The following is a 14,451-nucleotide window of genomic DNA, read 5'->3' on the forward strand; positions in this document are numbered from 1 at the left end:
CCCTTGAGAGCCGTGGAAGACGACCACGTGGATAGGCTGGATGTGCAAGCGCGGTAACGCGCTGAGCTGACCAGTACTAATCGCTCGATCGGCTTGATCGCTCTCATGATCCGTGTCCGGATCAACCACACACGACGAAGACACACACACATGCTTGCCGGATGAACGTGCTTGGCCGGTCTGGTGGTCTGAGCGGGGTGATCTGAACCCGATCCCATCTCGAACTCGGCCGTTAACCGCCCCAGCGCCTATGGTACTGTGTCTCAAGACACGGGAGAGTCGGTCACCGCCAGACCTGCCAAGCACGTCACGTTCCCTCATCACGATCACGCCTTGGCGCGGGGTGGAGCAGCCCGGTAGCTCGTCAGGCTCATAACCTGAAGGTCACAGGTTCAAATCCTGTCCCCGCAACCAAACCGATCGAGAAGGCCCGTCAACTGATGCTGACGGGCCTTCTCGCGTTCAAGCCAGGGACACGCGCACACGTCGGTTCTGCTTGCCCTTCTTCTCGATCGCCGTGACCGTCGCCACGCCAATCTCCCCCGTGCGGCCTACATGGGTGCCGCCGCAGGGCTGGAGGTCGAGTCCCTCGATCGCCACGAGGCGCACCCGTCCACTCCCCATCGGCGGCTTCACCGACATCGTCTTGACGAGCCCTGGATTGGCGGCGAGTTCCTCGTCGCTGATCCAGCACACCGAGACGGCGGCATCCTGGCCAATCATCTCGCGCAGCCGCGTCGTGACGGCGTCCTTGTCGAGACCGGAATCCGGGATGTCGAAGTCGAGCCGACCCTCGCCGTCACCGATGGAGCCGCCGGTCACCGGATAGGGGAGGGCCACCGAGAGCAGATGCAGCGCGGTGTGCACCCGCATACGGGCGTAGCGAAGCGGCCAGTCGAGCATCAGGCGAACCGACTCGCCGGGGGATGGGACGGGGCCTCCCGCCGCGACCCGGTGCAGGATCGTCGTCTTGTCCGGGCCGTAGACGGTGTCGAGGATCGCCACCTCGCTGCCGTCCTCCCGCACCAGCCGACCGCGGTCGCCGGGCTGGCCACCACCCTGCGCGTAGAACAAGGTCCGGTCGAGGATGAATCCGGTCTCGTCCGCAGCGACGATACGGGCCTCGGTCTCGCGCAGATATGCGTCGTCGCGGTAGAGAAGGTCTGTTGGCATGCCGTCTCCCGGTTCGTGGTCGCGGATTGCAAGAGTGGCTCGCCGCCGCGCCTCCGTCGAGTCTTCGTCGTCCGTTAACCATCTCGGTTAGCGAAGCCGTAGGGACGGCGGGCCCAATATGGGACGGCGTCCCGAGACCAAGCCCGCGATGATCGCCACTCCGACCTTCCCGGATCTCTCGGCTCTCGTGGTCGACGAGAGCCTCTACATCCGCCGCATCGTACGCGACATGCTGATGCGCGTCGGCATCAAGCGGCTGCTGGAAGCGCCGGACGGCGCCGAGGCGCTCGGCGTGCTGGCCGAGAGCAAGCCCGACCTGGTCGTGCTCGACTGGGACTTGGCGATCCTCTCGGGAGAGGAGTTCATCCGGCTCGCCCGCACGCCGGCAACCTCGCCGGCCCCGACCGTGCCGATCATCCTGATGCTCGCCCAACCGCGTCGGAACGTGATCGACCGGGCGATCAACCTCGGCGTCAACGAGATCATCGCCAAGCCGTTCTCGCCCAAGACCCTGTGGTCGCGCCTCGACGAGGTGATCAACCGGCCGCGGCCGTTCTCGCAAGTCAAGAGCCTGCTGCGCCCCCAGCCACGCCTCGCCGCCGCCGCCGCGGTGAAGGGCATGCTCTGAGGGGGCTCCCGGTTTAATCCGCGAGTCTAAAGTCTTATCGCTGACGCCGTAATGCGCCTTTCAGCAGGCGCGACCTTTGTCCAGTATCCCTCGCCAAACCGCTCCGGCATCGCGACCGGCCGGGTGGACAGGGAGTGAATCATGCTCAAGCGCCTCGCCGTCGCAGCCACGTTCCTGGCGGCCCTCGCCGGTCCGGCCGCGGCCCAGGACGTCGTCCGTCTCGGCAACCTGAAATTCGCCCATTACGGCGCGATCTCCTACATGAAGGAGATCGCCGGCAAGTATAATCTGAAGATCGACGAGAAGCAGTTCGCGAAGGGCGCCGACATCTACCCGGCGATGGCGGTCGACCAGATCGACATCGCGGCCTCGGGCGCCGACGGCGCGGTGGCGGCGCGCGGCAACGGCGTCAAGCTGCTGGTGGTGGCCGGCTTCGCCAATGGCGGCGTGCGCATCCTCGGCCGGCCCGATCTCGGCGCCAAGACCCTCGCTGACGTGAAGGGCAAGAAGGTCGCGGTGGTGCGCGGCGGCACCCAGGACCTGATGCTGCTGGCTGAATTGGAGAAGAACGGCCTGACCTGGTCGGAGCGTCCGGGCAAGGACGTGCAGCTCGTCTACTTCAACAACTATGCCGACCTGAACCAGGCGCTGGCCCAGAAGTACGTCGACGTGATCTGCCAGAGCGAGCCGCAATCGACCCAAGCCATCTCGAACGGCTGGGGCTACGAGATCGTCAAGCCCTACGATACCCCGGTCGGCGTGCCCTACCGGCCGCTGGTCATGACCGAGAAGATGTACACCGAGAAGCCCGAGGTCGCCGCCCGGGTCCTGAAGCTGTTCGTCGAGGCGACCAAGACCTTCATCGAGAAGCCGGACCTGGCCGAGAAGTACGTCCGCGAGCAGGTATTCAAAGGCCAGCTCAGCAGCAAGGATTTTCGCGATTCGATGGAGAATGCCGACTACACCTACGACATGCCGGCCGGCCACATGCAGGTCACGGCGGACCTGATGCACAAGTACGGTCTCGGCAAGATGGTCAACCCGCCGAAGGGCGACGCCGAGTGGGTCAAGCTCGACCTGCTCGAGAAGGCGAAGGCCGAACTCGGCGCCAAGAGCACGACGAAGACGAATTGAGCCGGTCCGGAGATCCGACGTGAACCGCCTCTCCGCCTTTCGCGGCGCGCTCTTGCCGGTCGGTCTGCTGATCGTCTGGGAGATCGCGAGCCGCGCCGGCCTGTTCTCAGCCGTGGTGCTGCCGCCGCCGAGCGCGGTGGCGGCGCGCTGGGTTTCGAGCCTCGTTCCCGCCTTGCCCTACGATCCGGCGACCCAGAGCTACACGGCCTGGCTGTTCTCGGGCGAGCTGCCGCACGACGCGGTGGCGAGCCTGAGCCGGGTGATCGCCGGCTTCGCGATCGGCGTCGGACTGGCGCTGCCGGTCGGCCTGCTGATGGGCACGAGCGACAAGCTCTACAGCCTCGTCAATCCGCTGCTGCAGATCCTGCGGCCGATCCCGCCGATCGCCTATATCCCGCTCGCGATCGTGTGGTTCGGTCTCGGCAACCCGCCGGCCCTGTTCCTGATCGCGCTCGGCACGTTCTTCCCGGTCCTCGTCAACACGGTGGCGGGGGTGCGGCAAGTCGATTCGATCTATGTCCGCGCCGCGCGCAATCTCGGTGCGAATTCCTGGACGATGTTCCGGCGGGTGATCCTGCCGGCGGCGAGCCCGTTCGTGCTCGCCGGCATGCGCATCGGCATCGGCACCGCCTTCATCGTGGTGATCGTCGCCGAGATGATCGCGGTTTCCGACGGGCTCGGCTACCGCATCCTCGAGGCGCGTGAGTATATGTGGTCGGACAAGATCATCGGCGGGATGCTGACGATCGGCATCCTCGGCCTCGTCATCGACGGTGCGATGTCGCGCCTGAACGACCACCTGCTGCGCTGGCACCGCGGCCTGGAGCGCTGACATGACGGCAACTGCAACGCTCCGCCGCCCCGACCCCGCCGCCGCGCCGGGCGCCGCCGAGATCGAGATCGACGGCGCCTCGAAGGTGTTCGGCACCGGATCGGGCGCTGTGGTGGCGCTGGAAAGCGTCACCGCGACGATTCCGAGCGGGCAGTTCGTCTGCCTGCTCGGGCCGTCGGGCTGCGGCAAGTCCACCCTGCTCAACGCGATCGCGGGATTCTCACCGCTCACCTCCGGGACGATCCGGATGGCCGGGCGCCCGGTCGTCGATCCCGGGCCCGACCGTGGCATGGTCTTCCAGGAATATGCGCTGTTTCCCTGGATGACGGTCGAGCAGAACATCCGCTTCGGCCTCGACATCAAGGGCGTGGCGCGGGCGGAGGCTGACGCCATCGTCGCCCGCATCGCCGGGACGCTCGGCCTGTCGGACTTCCTCGCCCGCTTCCCGAAGGAATTGTCCGGCGGAATGCGTCAGCGGGTTGCGATCGCGCGCATCCTCGCCCTCGACCCGCCGGTGATGCTGATGGACGAGCCGTTCGGCGCCCTCGACGCGCTGACCCGGCGCACCTTGCAGGACGAGCTGCTGCGGATCTGGGCCGAGTACCGCAAGACCATCGTGTTCGTGACCCACTCGATCGAGGAGGCGATCTACCTCGCCGACCGGATCGTCGTGCTCACCTACCGCCCGGGTCGGATGAAGCGCGACCTGATCGTGCCCCTCGCCCGCCCGCGTGACACCGCCTCGGCCGAGTTCAATGCCCTCAAGCGCGAACTCGCCGGGTTGGTGATGGAGGAGCAGCAGCGCTTCACCCAGGCCGAGTTGACCGGCTCGGCGGTCGATTGAGCGGGCGCTCCGCCAACGGCCGATTGCCCACAACTCGTTTGGTCGCCAGAGAAACTTCGTGGTGAGAGGACGGCCGGCGCGGCACGATCGCTGCTTTGCGTTCCGGCCGGAGCCACGTAAGCTTCCCATCATGTGATGGGCTTGTCGCCCCGCAAGGGTGCGACCATGAAGGATATCGGCATCGCCGATGAGGGATGAGACGGCCGTCTCCGCGCCGGCGCGAGCCGCGGAGTATGCCGAGACAGCGCGCGCGACCGCGCCTCCGCCCCGTGGGGCGGAGGATGATGTTTCACGCCGGAGCGAGCGGCGCGCCTACGCGGCGCTCGATCTCGGCACCAACAATTGCCGGCTCCTGATCGCCGAGCCGGCGCCCTACGGGTTCCGGGTGATCGATGCCTTCTCGCGTATCGTGCGCCTCGGCGAAGGCTTGGGCAGCAACGACCGGCTGAGCGAGGACGCCATCGACCGCACGGTCGATGCGCTGGCGGTGTGCCTGGGCAAGATGCGCGCCCGGGGGGTGGTGCGGGCGAAATCGATCGCCACCGCCGCGTGCCGGCTCGCGGTGAACGGGCCGGCCTTCGTCGATCGCGTCCACCGCGAGGTCGGGCTCGATCTCGAGGTGGTGGACCGGCGCACCGAGGCCTACCTGGCCGTGACCGGCTGCGCCGCGCTCGCCGACCGGCACGCTGAATCGGTCGTGATCTTCGATATCGGCGGCGGCTCGACCGAAATCGTCTGGCTCGACGGGTCGGCGGCGCTCGCCCGCAGCGCCGACCCGACCTTGCGCATCCGCGCCTGGGACTCGCTCCCGGTGGGGGTCGTCACCCTGGCCGAGCGCTATGGCGGGGCTGACGTCACCCGCCCGGTCTTCGAGGGCATGGTCGAGGAGGTCGCCGACCGCCTGACCAAGTTCGCGCTCATCGCCGGCGCCGCCGCCCACGCGCCGAACTTCCACCTGCTCGGCACCTCCGGCACGGTGACGACGCTCGCCGCCACCCATCTGCGCCTGCCGCGCTACGACCGGCGGCGGATCGACGGGTTGTGGATGCGCGACCGCGAGGTCACCGACGCCATCGACGGCCTGCTCGCGACCCGCCTGTCGGACCGGGCGCAGAACCCGTGCATCGGCCGCGACCGGGCCGACCTGGTGCTGGCCGGCTGCGCCATCCTGGAGGCGATCCGCCGTGCCTTCCCGTCCGAGCGCCTGCGCATCGCCGATCGCGGCCTGCGCGAGGGCCTCCTGATGAACATGATGCGTGAGGATGGGGTCTGGCGCCGGGGCGTGCGGCCGGGCTGACAGCCGCGCTCCGGGCTCGCGCGCGGTCAGTCTGCGAGAAGCGGGCTTGCTGCAAGAAGCGGGCTTGCGCCCGCGCGCCCGGGGCGTCATCTGGCTGGAAAGGGTTCGGTCATCGAAGGTCAAGGCATATGAGCGATCGTCGCGGCGGCGGCGTCCGGGGAGACCTGAAGCAGCGGGTGAAGACCGGGCGCGGGCGCACGGTCTCCTCCAAGCTCTGGCTCGAGCGCCAGCTCAACGACCCCTACGTGGCCCGTGCCAAGCGTGAGGGCTACCGGTCGCGCGCGGCCTTCAAGCTGATGGAGATCGACGACCGCTTCCGGCTGCTGCGGCCGGGTCAGCGAGTGGTCGATCTCGGCGCCGCCCCGGGCGGCTGGTCGCAGGTGGCCGCCGCCAGAGTCGGCAGCCATCCGGGCGCGCCGGCGCCGCGCGGCCGGGTCGTCGGCATCGACCTCCTGGAGATCGAGCCGATGCCCGGGGTCGATTTCGTCACCCTCGACTTCCTCGATCCGACCGCGCCGGGGCTGCTCACCGAGATGCTGGGCGGTCCGGCCGATGTCGTGATGTCGGACATGGCCGCCAATGCCACCGGCCATAAGAAGACCGACCACCTGCGGATCATGGGGCTCGCCGAGACGGCGTTGGCCTTCGCCCGCGAGATCCTGGCACCGGGCGGCACCTACCTCGCCAAGGTGCTGCAAGGTGGCACCGAGGCCGGCCTGCTCACCGACCTGAAACGCGATTTCTCCGCCGTGCGCCACGTCAAGCCGGCGGCGAGCCGGGCGGATTCGAGCGAGCTCTACGTCCTGGCGACGGGCTATCGCGGCGCCGAGGCGACGGATGGGCCGTATCGCGAGACCGACGACGACGAGGCGGAGGACGAGGCGCCGGGCTGGCGGCCGTGACCCCGGCGGCGGCGATCGCGCGAGCGCGGGCACTGCTCGTCGCGGAGGGTTTTTCGGAGATCGGGCAGGGGACGCGAGGCGAGAGCTTCTATTTCGGCCTGCCCGGGGCGGTGGGTCAGTTGCGGGTCGCCAATCATGCCCGGACGCCGAAGCAGCGGCTCAAGCACCCGGAGGTGGTGGCGAGCCTCGTCGTCTCGGGCCCATTGTCAGAGGCGGTGCTGCAGGAGCGCTTGACCGCGACCCTGCGGGATTTTCGGACACGGCAGGGAGAAGCCTAGGGTCAAAACCCAATCAGCCTGACCGCATGAAGCGCTGCCGAGGGTGGGAAGCGGACACCCGCCCGACGGGGATCAGGGATCCTTGGCGATCGCTGGCGGCTGCATGAACTCGATCGTCGCGCCGTCAGGGCCAACGGCGTAGATCACCCGCGTTCCAGCCCGCGCACCGTCCGCGATCGGTTGCGGCGTGCCTTGCGCCTTCCAGCCGTAGGCGGCGATCCGCACCAGGAGCGCGTCGATGTCATCGACCACAAGGGCCAGATGCGCGAAGCCTGGGTCGAACGGCTTGGCCGGCACGCGGGGTCGGTCCGGACCCTGATACTCCAGGAGCTCGATCGTCTGATCCGCCAGCGAAACGATCGCCAGGCGCACCGTCGCTCCATGCGCTCCGGTCACCTGACCGAGGAACTCGCCCCCCATCTCGCCCGTCCGCACGAGGCGTGCGCCGAGCCCATCGATCCAGAACCGAAGTGCCTCGTCGAGGGAGCCGACCGCGAAGCCGACATGATCGGCGCGCTGCACATGGATGCTCGTGTGTTCCGTCATGCAGGACGTTCTACCGGCAAAGGGGCCGCTCGTCTGCAATGGGTTGAAGCTGACGCTCACACGGTCAAGCTGATCGGGTTTTGATCCTCGAGCATCATCCGATCGCGTCGCAACCGGATAAGTGCTCCAGGTCTTTGATCTTGCCGCATTGCCTGCGGTGAACCGTTATCCGCTTCCTCGGAAAACGCTCGAGCGACGGCCGTCAGGCCACCCTGAAGGCTGTGAGGAAAATGCGCATTTCCTCTCTCATGGAGGAGACGACCTGCCCTTCGATCCTGATCGGCTTAGCCCGGTGCGTGGCTGCTTTCAGCCTCTCGCGCTCAATCCGTATCACCAGCCTGCGCGGCGTTTGGGCGAGGCTGAAATCCGCATTGCGACGCAACCGATCGGATGTCGTATCAATTCGGATGGACGGGCAACAGCTGTTGTCCAGCATCCAAGATGCCAGTCTGCGCGCCGCCACAGCCTGATCTGAGGAAGGGGACCTCCGGTCCTAAGGACCACGGAGCCCGGACCTCACGCTGACCTCCGCCCGAGACCCGACACCTTCGCGAGCTGCGAACGCTGGGCCGCGTATGTGGAAGCAACCATCGGGTAATCGTGCGGCAGGCCCCACTTCTGGCGATACGCCTCGGGCGTGATCCCGCGCCCGGCGAGATGGCGTTTCAGCGTCTTGTAGGGACGTCCGTCCTCCAGGCTGATGATGTAGTCCGGCGTCACCGTCTTCTTGATCGGCACCGGCGGGGTGGGCCGCTCCTCCTTCGCGGGTTCCGCCGGCCCACCGAGCTTGGTCAAAGCGGCATACGTTGCGACGATCACCGTGGGGAGATCCCCAGCCGGCACGCTGTTGCGTGTCACGTAGGCCGACACGATGGCGGCGGCGAGGCTAACGAAGTCGGCGCTTGGAGTGTCGGCCTTCAGCATGCTTTATTAATACTCTGATCACCATGCCGAAGACGATTTCGACATTTGCAAGAATTTTATATAGCGCACCCAATCACACGCATTAGGCCAACGTGGCACGATTTATCGGCCTTACAAGCACACCGGACATGATGCGGCCCATCACGCGCGAGACTAAGCGGGTGGAAATCCGGTTGTCTGGGAAGAACCGCGCCTGGAGGCGGGGCACACCTCCAGGGCGCATCGTCTGAGGCACGTCACGATCGCGCTGCATTCGCGACGCTCTCTAAGCCTTTGTATGATCGGATGTTCGCGACGAACCGGCACCCACGTCGTCGGACGATGCTCTGGCAGGCCGACGCTCGATGCGGGATCCTGATTCGCGGCCACGGTCACGGGCGGATCTTCGCCTCGCCACGCCGCTCCGCACGGGAGAAGGGGGCCGCGACATCCGGGATGACCGGATCGACGACCGACAGCCCGCTCACCCCGCCCGCTTCGCATCCGCCAGGAACTCCGCCACCGCCTCGACGAAAGGTTGCCCATAGGCCTCCCGCTTGCGTTCGCCGACGCCGTGGATCGAGCGCAAGGCCCAGAGGTCGATCGGCTTGGCCCGCGCCATCTCGATCAGGGTGCGGTCGGGGAAGATCATGTAGGCGGCCACGCCCTCCTGGCGGGCCAGCGTCGCGCGCAGGCCCCGCAGGTGCTGGAACAGGGCTTCGTCGGTGTCCGACAGGCCGAGGGTGTCGTCGTCCTGGGTCGCGCGGCGGCGCTCCTTCGGCGCCTTCGGCTCGGGGTCGGGGCGGAGCTGCACCGGCTCGCGGCCGAACAGGATCGCCTCGCCCTTGTCGGTGAGGGAGAGGCCACCGTAGCCGTCGCCGTTCTCCGCCACCGCGCCGGCGGCGAAGAGCTGGCGCAGGATCGCCCGCCAGGCCGCCACCGGCTTGTCGGAGCCGACCCCGAAGGTCTTGAGCTGGGCGTGGCCGTTGCGGCGGATCTGCTCGCTCTCCTTGCCGTGGACGAGATCGCAGATATAGGCAGCGCCGAAACGCTGCCCGGTGCGCACCACCGCCGACAATACCTTCTGGGCCGACACCGTGCCGTCGATCAGCGAGACGCCGCCACGGCACAGGTCGCAGCGGCCGCACGGCTGGCTCTGCTCGCCGAAATAGCCGAGCAGCGACTGGCGCCGGCAGGTCGCGCCCTCGCACAGCGCGATCATCGCCTCGAGCTTGCGGCGCTCGACCCGGCGGCGGTCGTCGGGTACCTCCTTCTCGTCGATCTGGCGTCGGCGCAACGCCATGTCGTCGAGGCCGTAGAGGGTCAGGGTATCGGCCGGCAGCCCGTCGCGCCCGGCGCGGCCGATCTCCTGGTAGTAGCTCTCGATCGTCGAGGGCATGTCGGCGTGGCAGACGTAGCGCACGTCGGGCTTGTTGATGCCCATGCCGAAGGCGATGGTCGCCACCACGACGACGCCGTCCTCCTGCAGGAAGGTGTCCTGGTTGCGCATCCGCACGGTCTGTTCCAGGCCGGCATGGTAGGCGAGGGCGTTGAAGCCGTCCTGCTGCAGGATCTCGGCGATCTGCTCGGTGCGCTTGCGCGAGGAGCAGTAGATGATGCCGCTCTCCGCCTTGCGCGGGCGCAGGAAGCGGGAGAGCTGGCGCGTCGGGTGCTCCTTCGGCGCGAAGGTCAGGCGGATGTTCGGCCGGTCGAAGGAGTGGACGAACAGTTCCGGCTTGCGGCCGCGGGGAAACAGCCGCTCGGAGATGTCGGCCCGGGTCGCGGCATCGGCGGTGGCGGTCAGCGCCACGGTCTGCACGTCGCCGAGCGCCTCGCGGGCACGGGCGAGATCACGATATTCGGGCCGGAAGTCGTGGCCCCATTGCGAGACGCAATGCGCCTCGTCGACGGCGAGCCGGCGAACGCCGGCCCCCTGCAACGCCTCGATCAGGCCGTCCATCAGGAGCCGCTCGGGCGAGACGAAGAGCAGGCGCAGGGTCCCCTGGCGGATGCCGCGCCAGGTCTCGCGGGCGCTCGATTCCGACACCGTCGAGTTGAGGGTGCCGGCCGGGATGCCGAACGCCTCCATCTGCTTCACCTGGTCGTGCATCAGCGCGATCAGCGGCGACACGACGACAGTCAGCGACTCCTCCACCAGGGCGGGGAGCTGGTAGGTCATCGACTTGCCCGAGCCGGTCGGCATCACCGCGAACACGTCGCGCCCGTCGAGCACGGCGCCGATCACCTCGGCCTGGCCGGGACGGAAATCCTCGTAGCCGAAGGTTTTTCGGAGGGCGGCGCGGGCCTCATCGAGGCGGTCTGTCATCGGGGTTCTGCAGGCTCGTTGCGGGCGGGCGGCAATGGGGACGGTGTGTGGAAGACCCCTGACACAGGATAGCTATTCATCACCGATACGGGACGCCACCACGACGCGCGATCATCGCGACGAGGCTGCCGACGGCTCACCGCGACGCTGGCACCGACGGCGGGACGCGACAAGGGCGAAGAGGGTGGTATGGCCCCGGCGAACGAACTGCAACGGCGCGAACGGTCGCTCGCCGCGTTCCTGGCGCGGATCAAGCCGATCCCGCATGACATCGCGCCGCATCCGCTGAAGGCGGACAAGACGGTCGTCGACGCGCTGAACGGCGAGCCATAGCGATCGGTGCGCGTCCATCCTACGGTGCCCGCACGCTCCCCTCGGCCACCTGTACCACGTCCGCCCGCTCGCCCAGCTCGCCGAACAGCACCGGATCGGCCCCGGTCATCCAGACCTGGCCCGGCAGGGCTTCGAGGGCGTCGAACAGGCCGGCGCGGCGGCGGGGATCGAGATGGGCCGCGACCTCGTCGAGCAGGACCAGGGGGCTGAGCCCGCTCATGCCGGTGACGAGGCGGGCATGGGCGAGGACAAGGCCGATCAGCAGCGCCTTCTGCTCGCCGGTCGAGGCGGTGGCGGCGGGGACGTCCTTGGGGCCGTGCCGCACCACGAGGTCGGAGGCCTGCGGGCCGGCGAGCGTGCGCCCGGCGGCGCGGTCGCGAAACCGGTTCTGCCGCAGGGTGGCGCGGTAGCGGTCCTCGGCATCGACCGCCGGCCAGACCGCCACGAGGTCGTCGATGTCGCCCTCCAGCCGCACCCCGGCCCAGGGGAAGGGCGAGGCCTCGTCGCGGGTCGACAGGATCAGGCTGTCGAGGCGCTCCACCGTCTCGCGCCGGGCGAGAGCCACCGCGACGGCGAGTTCCGCCACCTCGCGCTCGACGGCATCGAGCCACGGCCCGTCATCCGGCCGCTCCTCCAGCAGACGGTTGCGCGAGCGCAACGCCCGCTCCATGGCGCTCACCCGGGCGCCGTGGCCGGCATCGACGGCGAGCACCAGCCGGTCGAGGAAGCGGCGCCGGTCGCCGGCAGGCCCGCGGAAGAGCGCATCGAGGTCGGGGGTGAGCCAGACCACCCGCAGCTGCTCGGCGAAGGCCGTGGGCGAGGAGGCGGTGGTGCCGTCGATGCGGCAGAGCCGGCCGCCGCGCTCCTCGCGTCCCCGCGGCGGCTCCCAGGCGGTGCCGATGCGGTGGTCGCCGTTCGGTCCCTCGAGGGTCAGCGAGACCGCGAAGCCGCCGGCACCGCCCTCGCGCGCCATCACGGAGAAATCGGCCCGGCGCAGGCCGCGGCCGGGGGCGAACAGCGACAGCGCCTCCAGGATGTTGGTCTTGCCGGCCCCGTTCTCCCCCACCAGCGCGACGAAGCGGCGGCCGACCGCGAGGTCGAGGTCGGCGTGGTTGCGGAAGTCGCGGGCGATCAGCCGGGTGACGCGCAGGGATTCGGGATTCGTCATCCCCTGGGCCATAGCACAGGTCGCCGCGGGGGCCGGTGGTGTCGCGGGCGTGACGCACCGCGACGCGGCGTCCCGGCTCGGGCGCTGAGGCTGACGATCTCAGGAGGCAGGCCCGGTCCACCGCCTCGCTGCAACGAAGGCGAGACTGCGCCGCCGGGATCCGATACGGACGCGGCCACCATCCCTTCCCGCCCGGACCGGTTCATGGACCAGACCACCCCGACAGCCCCGGCGACCATCGACGACTTCCTGGCGCTCGACGTGAGGGTCGGCACCATCGTCGAGGCGGCGCCGATCCCCCAGGCGCGCCGGCCGGCCTACCGGCTGGTGATCGACCTCGGCCCCGCGATCGGCTTGAAGAAATCCTCCGCCCAGGTGACGGTGCACTACACCCCCGAGGCCCTGGTCGGCCGGCAGGTGCTCTGCGTCGTCAACCTGCCGCCGCGCCAGGTCGGGCCCGTGCGCTCCGAGGTGCTGACCCTCGGCGTGCCGGACGGGGAGGGCGCGGTGGTGCTGATCGCGCCCGAGCGGCCGGTGCCGAATGGCGGGCGGCTGTACTGAGCGTTCCAAGGAGACCGGACACACCATGACCTCCAGCCCCAGTTCCAGCCATGGCCCCGGTTCCAGCCATGGCCCCTTGCGCGTCGGCATCGGCGGCCCGGTCGGGTCGGGCAAGACCGCCCTGATGGAGGGCCTGTGCAAGGCCCTGCGCGAGCGCTACGACCTCTGCGCCATCACCAACGACATCTACACCAAGGAGGATGCCCGCCTCCTCACGGTGGCCGGCGCCTTGGCCGAGGAGCGGATCATGGGCGTCGAGACCGGCGGCTGCCCGCACACCGCGATCCGCGAGGACGCCTCGATCAACCTCGCGGCGGTGGCGGAGATGCGCCGGCGCTTTCCCGCCCTCGACCTCGTGCTGCTGGAATCCGGCGGCGACAACCTCGCGGCCACCTTCTCGCCGGAGCTCGCCGACCTGACGATCTACGTGATCGACGTCGCCGGCGGCGAGAAGATTCCGCGCAAGGGCGGCCCAGGCATCACCCGTTCGGACCTCCTCGTCATCAACAAGACCGACCTCGCGCCGCTCGTCGGCGCCGATCTCGGGGTGATGGAGGAGGACACCAAGCGCATGCGCGGCCAGCGCCCCTACGTCTTCGCCTCCTTGCGCCACGGCGACGGCGTCGAGGCGGTGGCGCGCTTCGTGGTGGAGGCCGGGGGGCTGTAGGTGCTCCTCGACCTCGCGCATTGGCTCACCCTGCCGGCGCCGCTCGCCGCCCGGCGCCTCGGCTATGTCGGCGACAGCGTGCGGCTCGCCTCGCGGTCGCGCCGCTGCCGCGCGGCCTGGGCGCCGCACCTGGCCGCCGCGCAGGACACGGTGCGGGCGGCGATGCGCGATTGTCCCCGGCGCGACCTCGCGGTGGTGCTGGGCTCGGGCCTCCTCGACGACGTCCCGATCGACGACCTCGCGGCCGCGTTCCGGCGGGTGGTCCTGGTCGACGCGGTGCATCCCTGGCGGGCCCGGTGGCGGTCGCGCCGCCACGCCAACGTCGCACGCCTGACCCACGATCTCAGCGGCGCGAACGGCCTGCTGCTCGACCGCGGCGAGACCGCAAGGCCGGTCCTGCCGCCGGTCTGCCGCGAGGCCGACCTCGTCGTCTCGGCCAACCTGCTGTCGCAGCTGCCAATCCGGCCGGTCGCGCGGCTCGAGGCGGCAGGACGGCTCGGATCCTGGACCGACGCGGACGCCTTCGGGCGGCACATCGTGGCGGCGCATCTCGACGCCCTGGCGGACCTCCCGGCACGGATCTGCCTCGTCACCGACCGCGACGAGACCGAAGCGGACCGGGACGGGCGGGTGATCGAGCGGATCGACCTCCTCTACGGCGTCGATCCGGGGGCGGCGCCGAGGGAGTGGGACTGGGAGCTGGCGCCGTTCGGCGAGGAGGCGCGGGATCGCCGGCTGGTGCACCGCGTGGCCGCCTGGCCGGATTGGCGGCCGGCATGACAGCAGGGCATGCCGGCGCGCCTGCGGGGCGGGTTCGCGGCGGGCGGGGAGGCGTCTAGGGTCCTGCCCGCGCCCGAGT

The 14,451-nt window shown here is 69.3% G+C and carries 16 protein-coding genes, 1 tRNA gene and 2 rRNA genes; 14 read left to right on the plus strand and 5 right to left on the minus strand.

Translation table 11 applies throughout. The features are described from left to right. From FF100_RS16935 to FF100_RS16945, 3 genes are all read left to right on the plus strand, one after another. Positions 1-101 (plus strand): 23S ribosomal RNA (locus FF100_RS16935); the annotation flags it as partial. Between the two features lie 78 nt (positions 102-179). Next, positions 180-295 (plus strand): 5S ribosomal RNA (gene rrf, locus FF100_RS16940). 42 nt (positions 296-337) lie between these two features. Further along, positions 338-414: transfer RNA gene (locus FF100_RS16945), tRNA-Met, on the plus strand. 48 nt (positions 415-462) lie between these two features. Here FF100_RS16945 and FF100_RS16950 read toward each other — a convergent pair. Beyond that, entirely contained in the window at positions 463-1,173 is a 711-nt protein-coding gene (locus FF100_RS16950) for an alanyl-tRNA editing protein (protein WP_139036868.1), read from the minus strand. A gap of 148 nt (positions 1,174-1,321) precedes the next feature. Between FF100_RS16950 and FF100_RS16955 the strand changes: the two genes are divergently transcribed. From FF100_RS16955 to FF100_RS16985, 7 genes are all read left to right on the plus strand, one after another. Next, entirely contained in the window at positions 1,322-1,801 is a 480-nt protein-coding gene (locus FF100_RS16955; protein ID WP_139037064.1) for a response regulator, read from the plus strand. 141 nt (positions 1,802-1,942) lie between these two features. Further along, positions 1,943-2,935 carry an ABC transporter substrate-binding protein gene (locus FF100_RS16960; RefSeq protein ID WP_139036869.1) on the plus strand — a complete coding sequence of 331 codons (993 nt, stop codon included), beginning with the start codon at positions 1,943-1,945 and terminating at the stop codon, positions 2,933-2,935. A 52-nt stretch (positions 2,936-2,987) separates the two neighbouring features. Then, the gene (locus FF100_RS16965; RefSeq protein WP_425463325.1) at positions 2,988-3,767 is read left to right on the plus strand and encodes an ABC transporter permease; all 780 of its coding nucleotides are present in this window, start codon (positions 2,988-2,990) and stop codon (positions 3,765-3,767) included. A 1-nt stretch (position 3,768) separates the two neighbouring features. Continuing rightward, complete coding sequence (locus tag FF100_RS16970; RefSeq protein WP_139036871.1) at positions 3,769-4,611, plus strand: ABC transporter ATP-binding protein; 843 nt, start codon at positions 3,769-3,771, stop codon at positions 4,609-4,611. Between the two features lie 187 nt (positions 4,612-4,798). Further along, positions 4,799-5,908, plus strand: a complete 1,110-nt coding sequence (locus FF100_RS16975) for a Ppx/GppA phosphatase family protein (protein ID WP_139036872.1) — start codon at positions 4,799-4,801, stop codon at positions 5,906-5,908. Between the two features lie 128 nt (positions 5,909-6,036). After that, positions 6,037-6,810: an RlmE family RNA methyltransferase gene (locus FF100_RS16980; protein ID WP_139036873.1), complete on the plus strand. Its 774-nt coding sequence runs from the start codon at positions 6,037-6,039 to the stop codon at positions 6,808-6,810. Beyond that, positions 6,807-7,088, plus strand: a complete 282-nt coding sequence (locus tag FF100_RS16985) for a hypothetical protein (protein WP_246102129.1) — start codon at positions 6,807-6,809, stop codon at positions 7,086-7,088. The genes FF100_RS16980 and FF100_RS16985 overlap by 4 nt, the downstream gene beginning before the upstream one ends. Before the next feature lie 72 nt (positions 7,089-7,160). Here the strand turns inward: FF100_RS16985 and FF100_RS16990 are convergent, their stop codons facing one another. From FF100_RS16990 to recQ, 3 genes are all read right to left on the minus strand, one after another. Continuing rightward, positions 7,161-7,694: a VOC family protein gene (locus FF100_RS16990; protein ID WP_246102130.1), complete on the minus strand. Its 534-nt coding sequence runs from the start codon at positions 7,692-7,694 to the stop codon at positions 7,161-7,163. Between the two features lie 456 nt (positions 7,695-8,150). After that, positions 8,151-8,558 (minus strand): Ros/MucR family transcriptional regulator, encoded by a 408-nt coding sequence (locus tag FF100_RS16995; protein ID WP_139036875.1) that lies wholly within the window; start codon positions 8,556-8,558, stop codon positions 8,151-8,153. Positions 8,559-9,021: 463 nt separating this feature from the next. Further along, the gene (gene recQ, locus FF100_RS17000; RefSeq protein ID WP_139036876.1) at positions 9,022-10,863 is read right to left on the minus strand and encodes a DNA helicase RecQ; all 1,842 of its coding nucleotides are present in this window, start codon (positions 10,861-10,863) and stop codon (positions 9,022-9,024) included. A gap of 189 nt (positions 10,864-11,052) precedes the next feature. Here recQ and FF100_RS37110 point away from each other — a divergent pair, with 189 nt between their 5' ends. Further along, positions 11,053-11,196, plus strand: coding sequence for a hypothetical protein (locus tag FF100_RS37110; protein WP_171070210.1), 144 nt, complete (start codon positions 11,053-11,055; stop codon positions 11,194-11,196). Positions 11,197-11,215: 19 nt separating this feature from the next. Here the strand turns inward: FF100_RS37110 and recF are convergent, their stop codons facing one another. Next, complete coding sequence (recF, locus tag FF100_RS17005) at positions 11,216-12,376, minus strand: DNA replication/repair protein RecF (protein ID WP_246102131.1); 1,161 nt, start codon at positions 12,374-12,376, stop codon at positions 11,216-11,218. Positions 12,377-12,568: 192 nt separating this feature from the next. On the opposite strand from recF, the gene FF100_RS17010 reads away from it, so the two are divergent. The 3 genes from FF100_RS17010 to FF100_RS17020 are packed head-to-tail and all read left to right on the plus strand — an operon-like array spanning position 12,569 to position 14,372. After that, entirely contained in the window at positions 12,569-12,925 is a 357-nt protein-coding gene (locus FF100_RS17010; RefSeq protein WP_139036877.1) for a tRNA-binding protein, read from the plus strand. Positions 12,926-12,950: 25 nt separating this feature from the next. Beyond that, positions 12,951-13,592: an urease accessory protein UreG gene (ureG, locus tag FF100_RS17015; protein ID WP_139036878.1), complete on the plus strand. Its 642-nt coding sequence runs from the start codon at positions 12,951-12,953 to the stop codon at positions 13,590-13,592. Next, a complete protein-coding gene (locus FF100_RS17020) occupies positions 13,593-14,372 on the plus strand; it encodes a hypothetical protein (RefSeq protein WP_139036879.1) in 780 nt (259 codons plus the stop codon). It abuts the gene before it with no gap. Positions 14,373-14,451: the final 79 nt, after the last annotated feature.

This window comes from Methylobacterium terricola (genome assembly GCF_006151805.1).
Lineage (GTDB): Bacteria > Pseudomonadota > Alphaproteobacteria > Rhizobiales > Beijerinckiaceae > Methylobacterium > Methylobacterium terricola.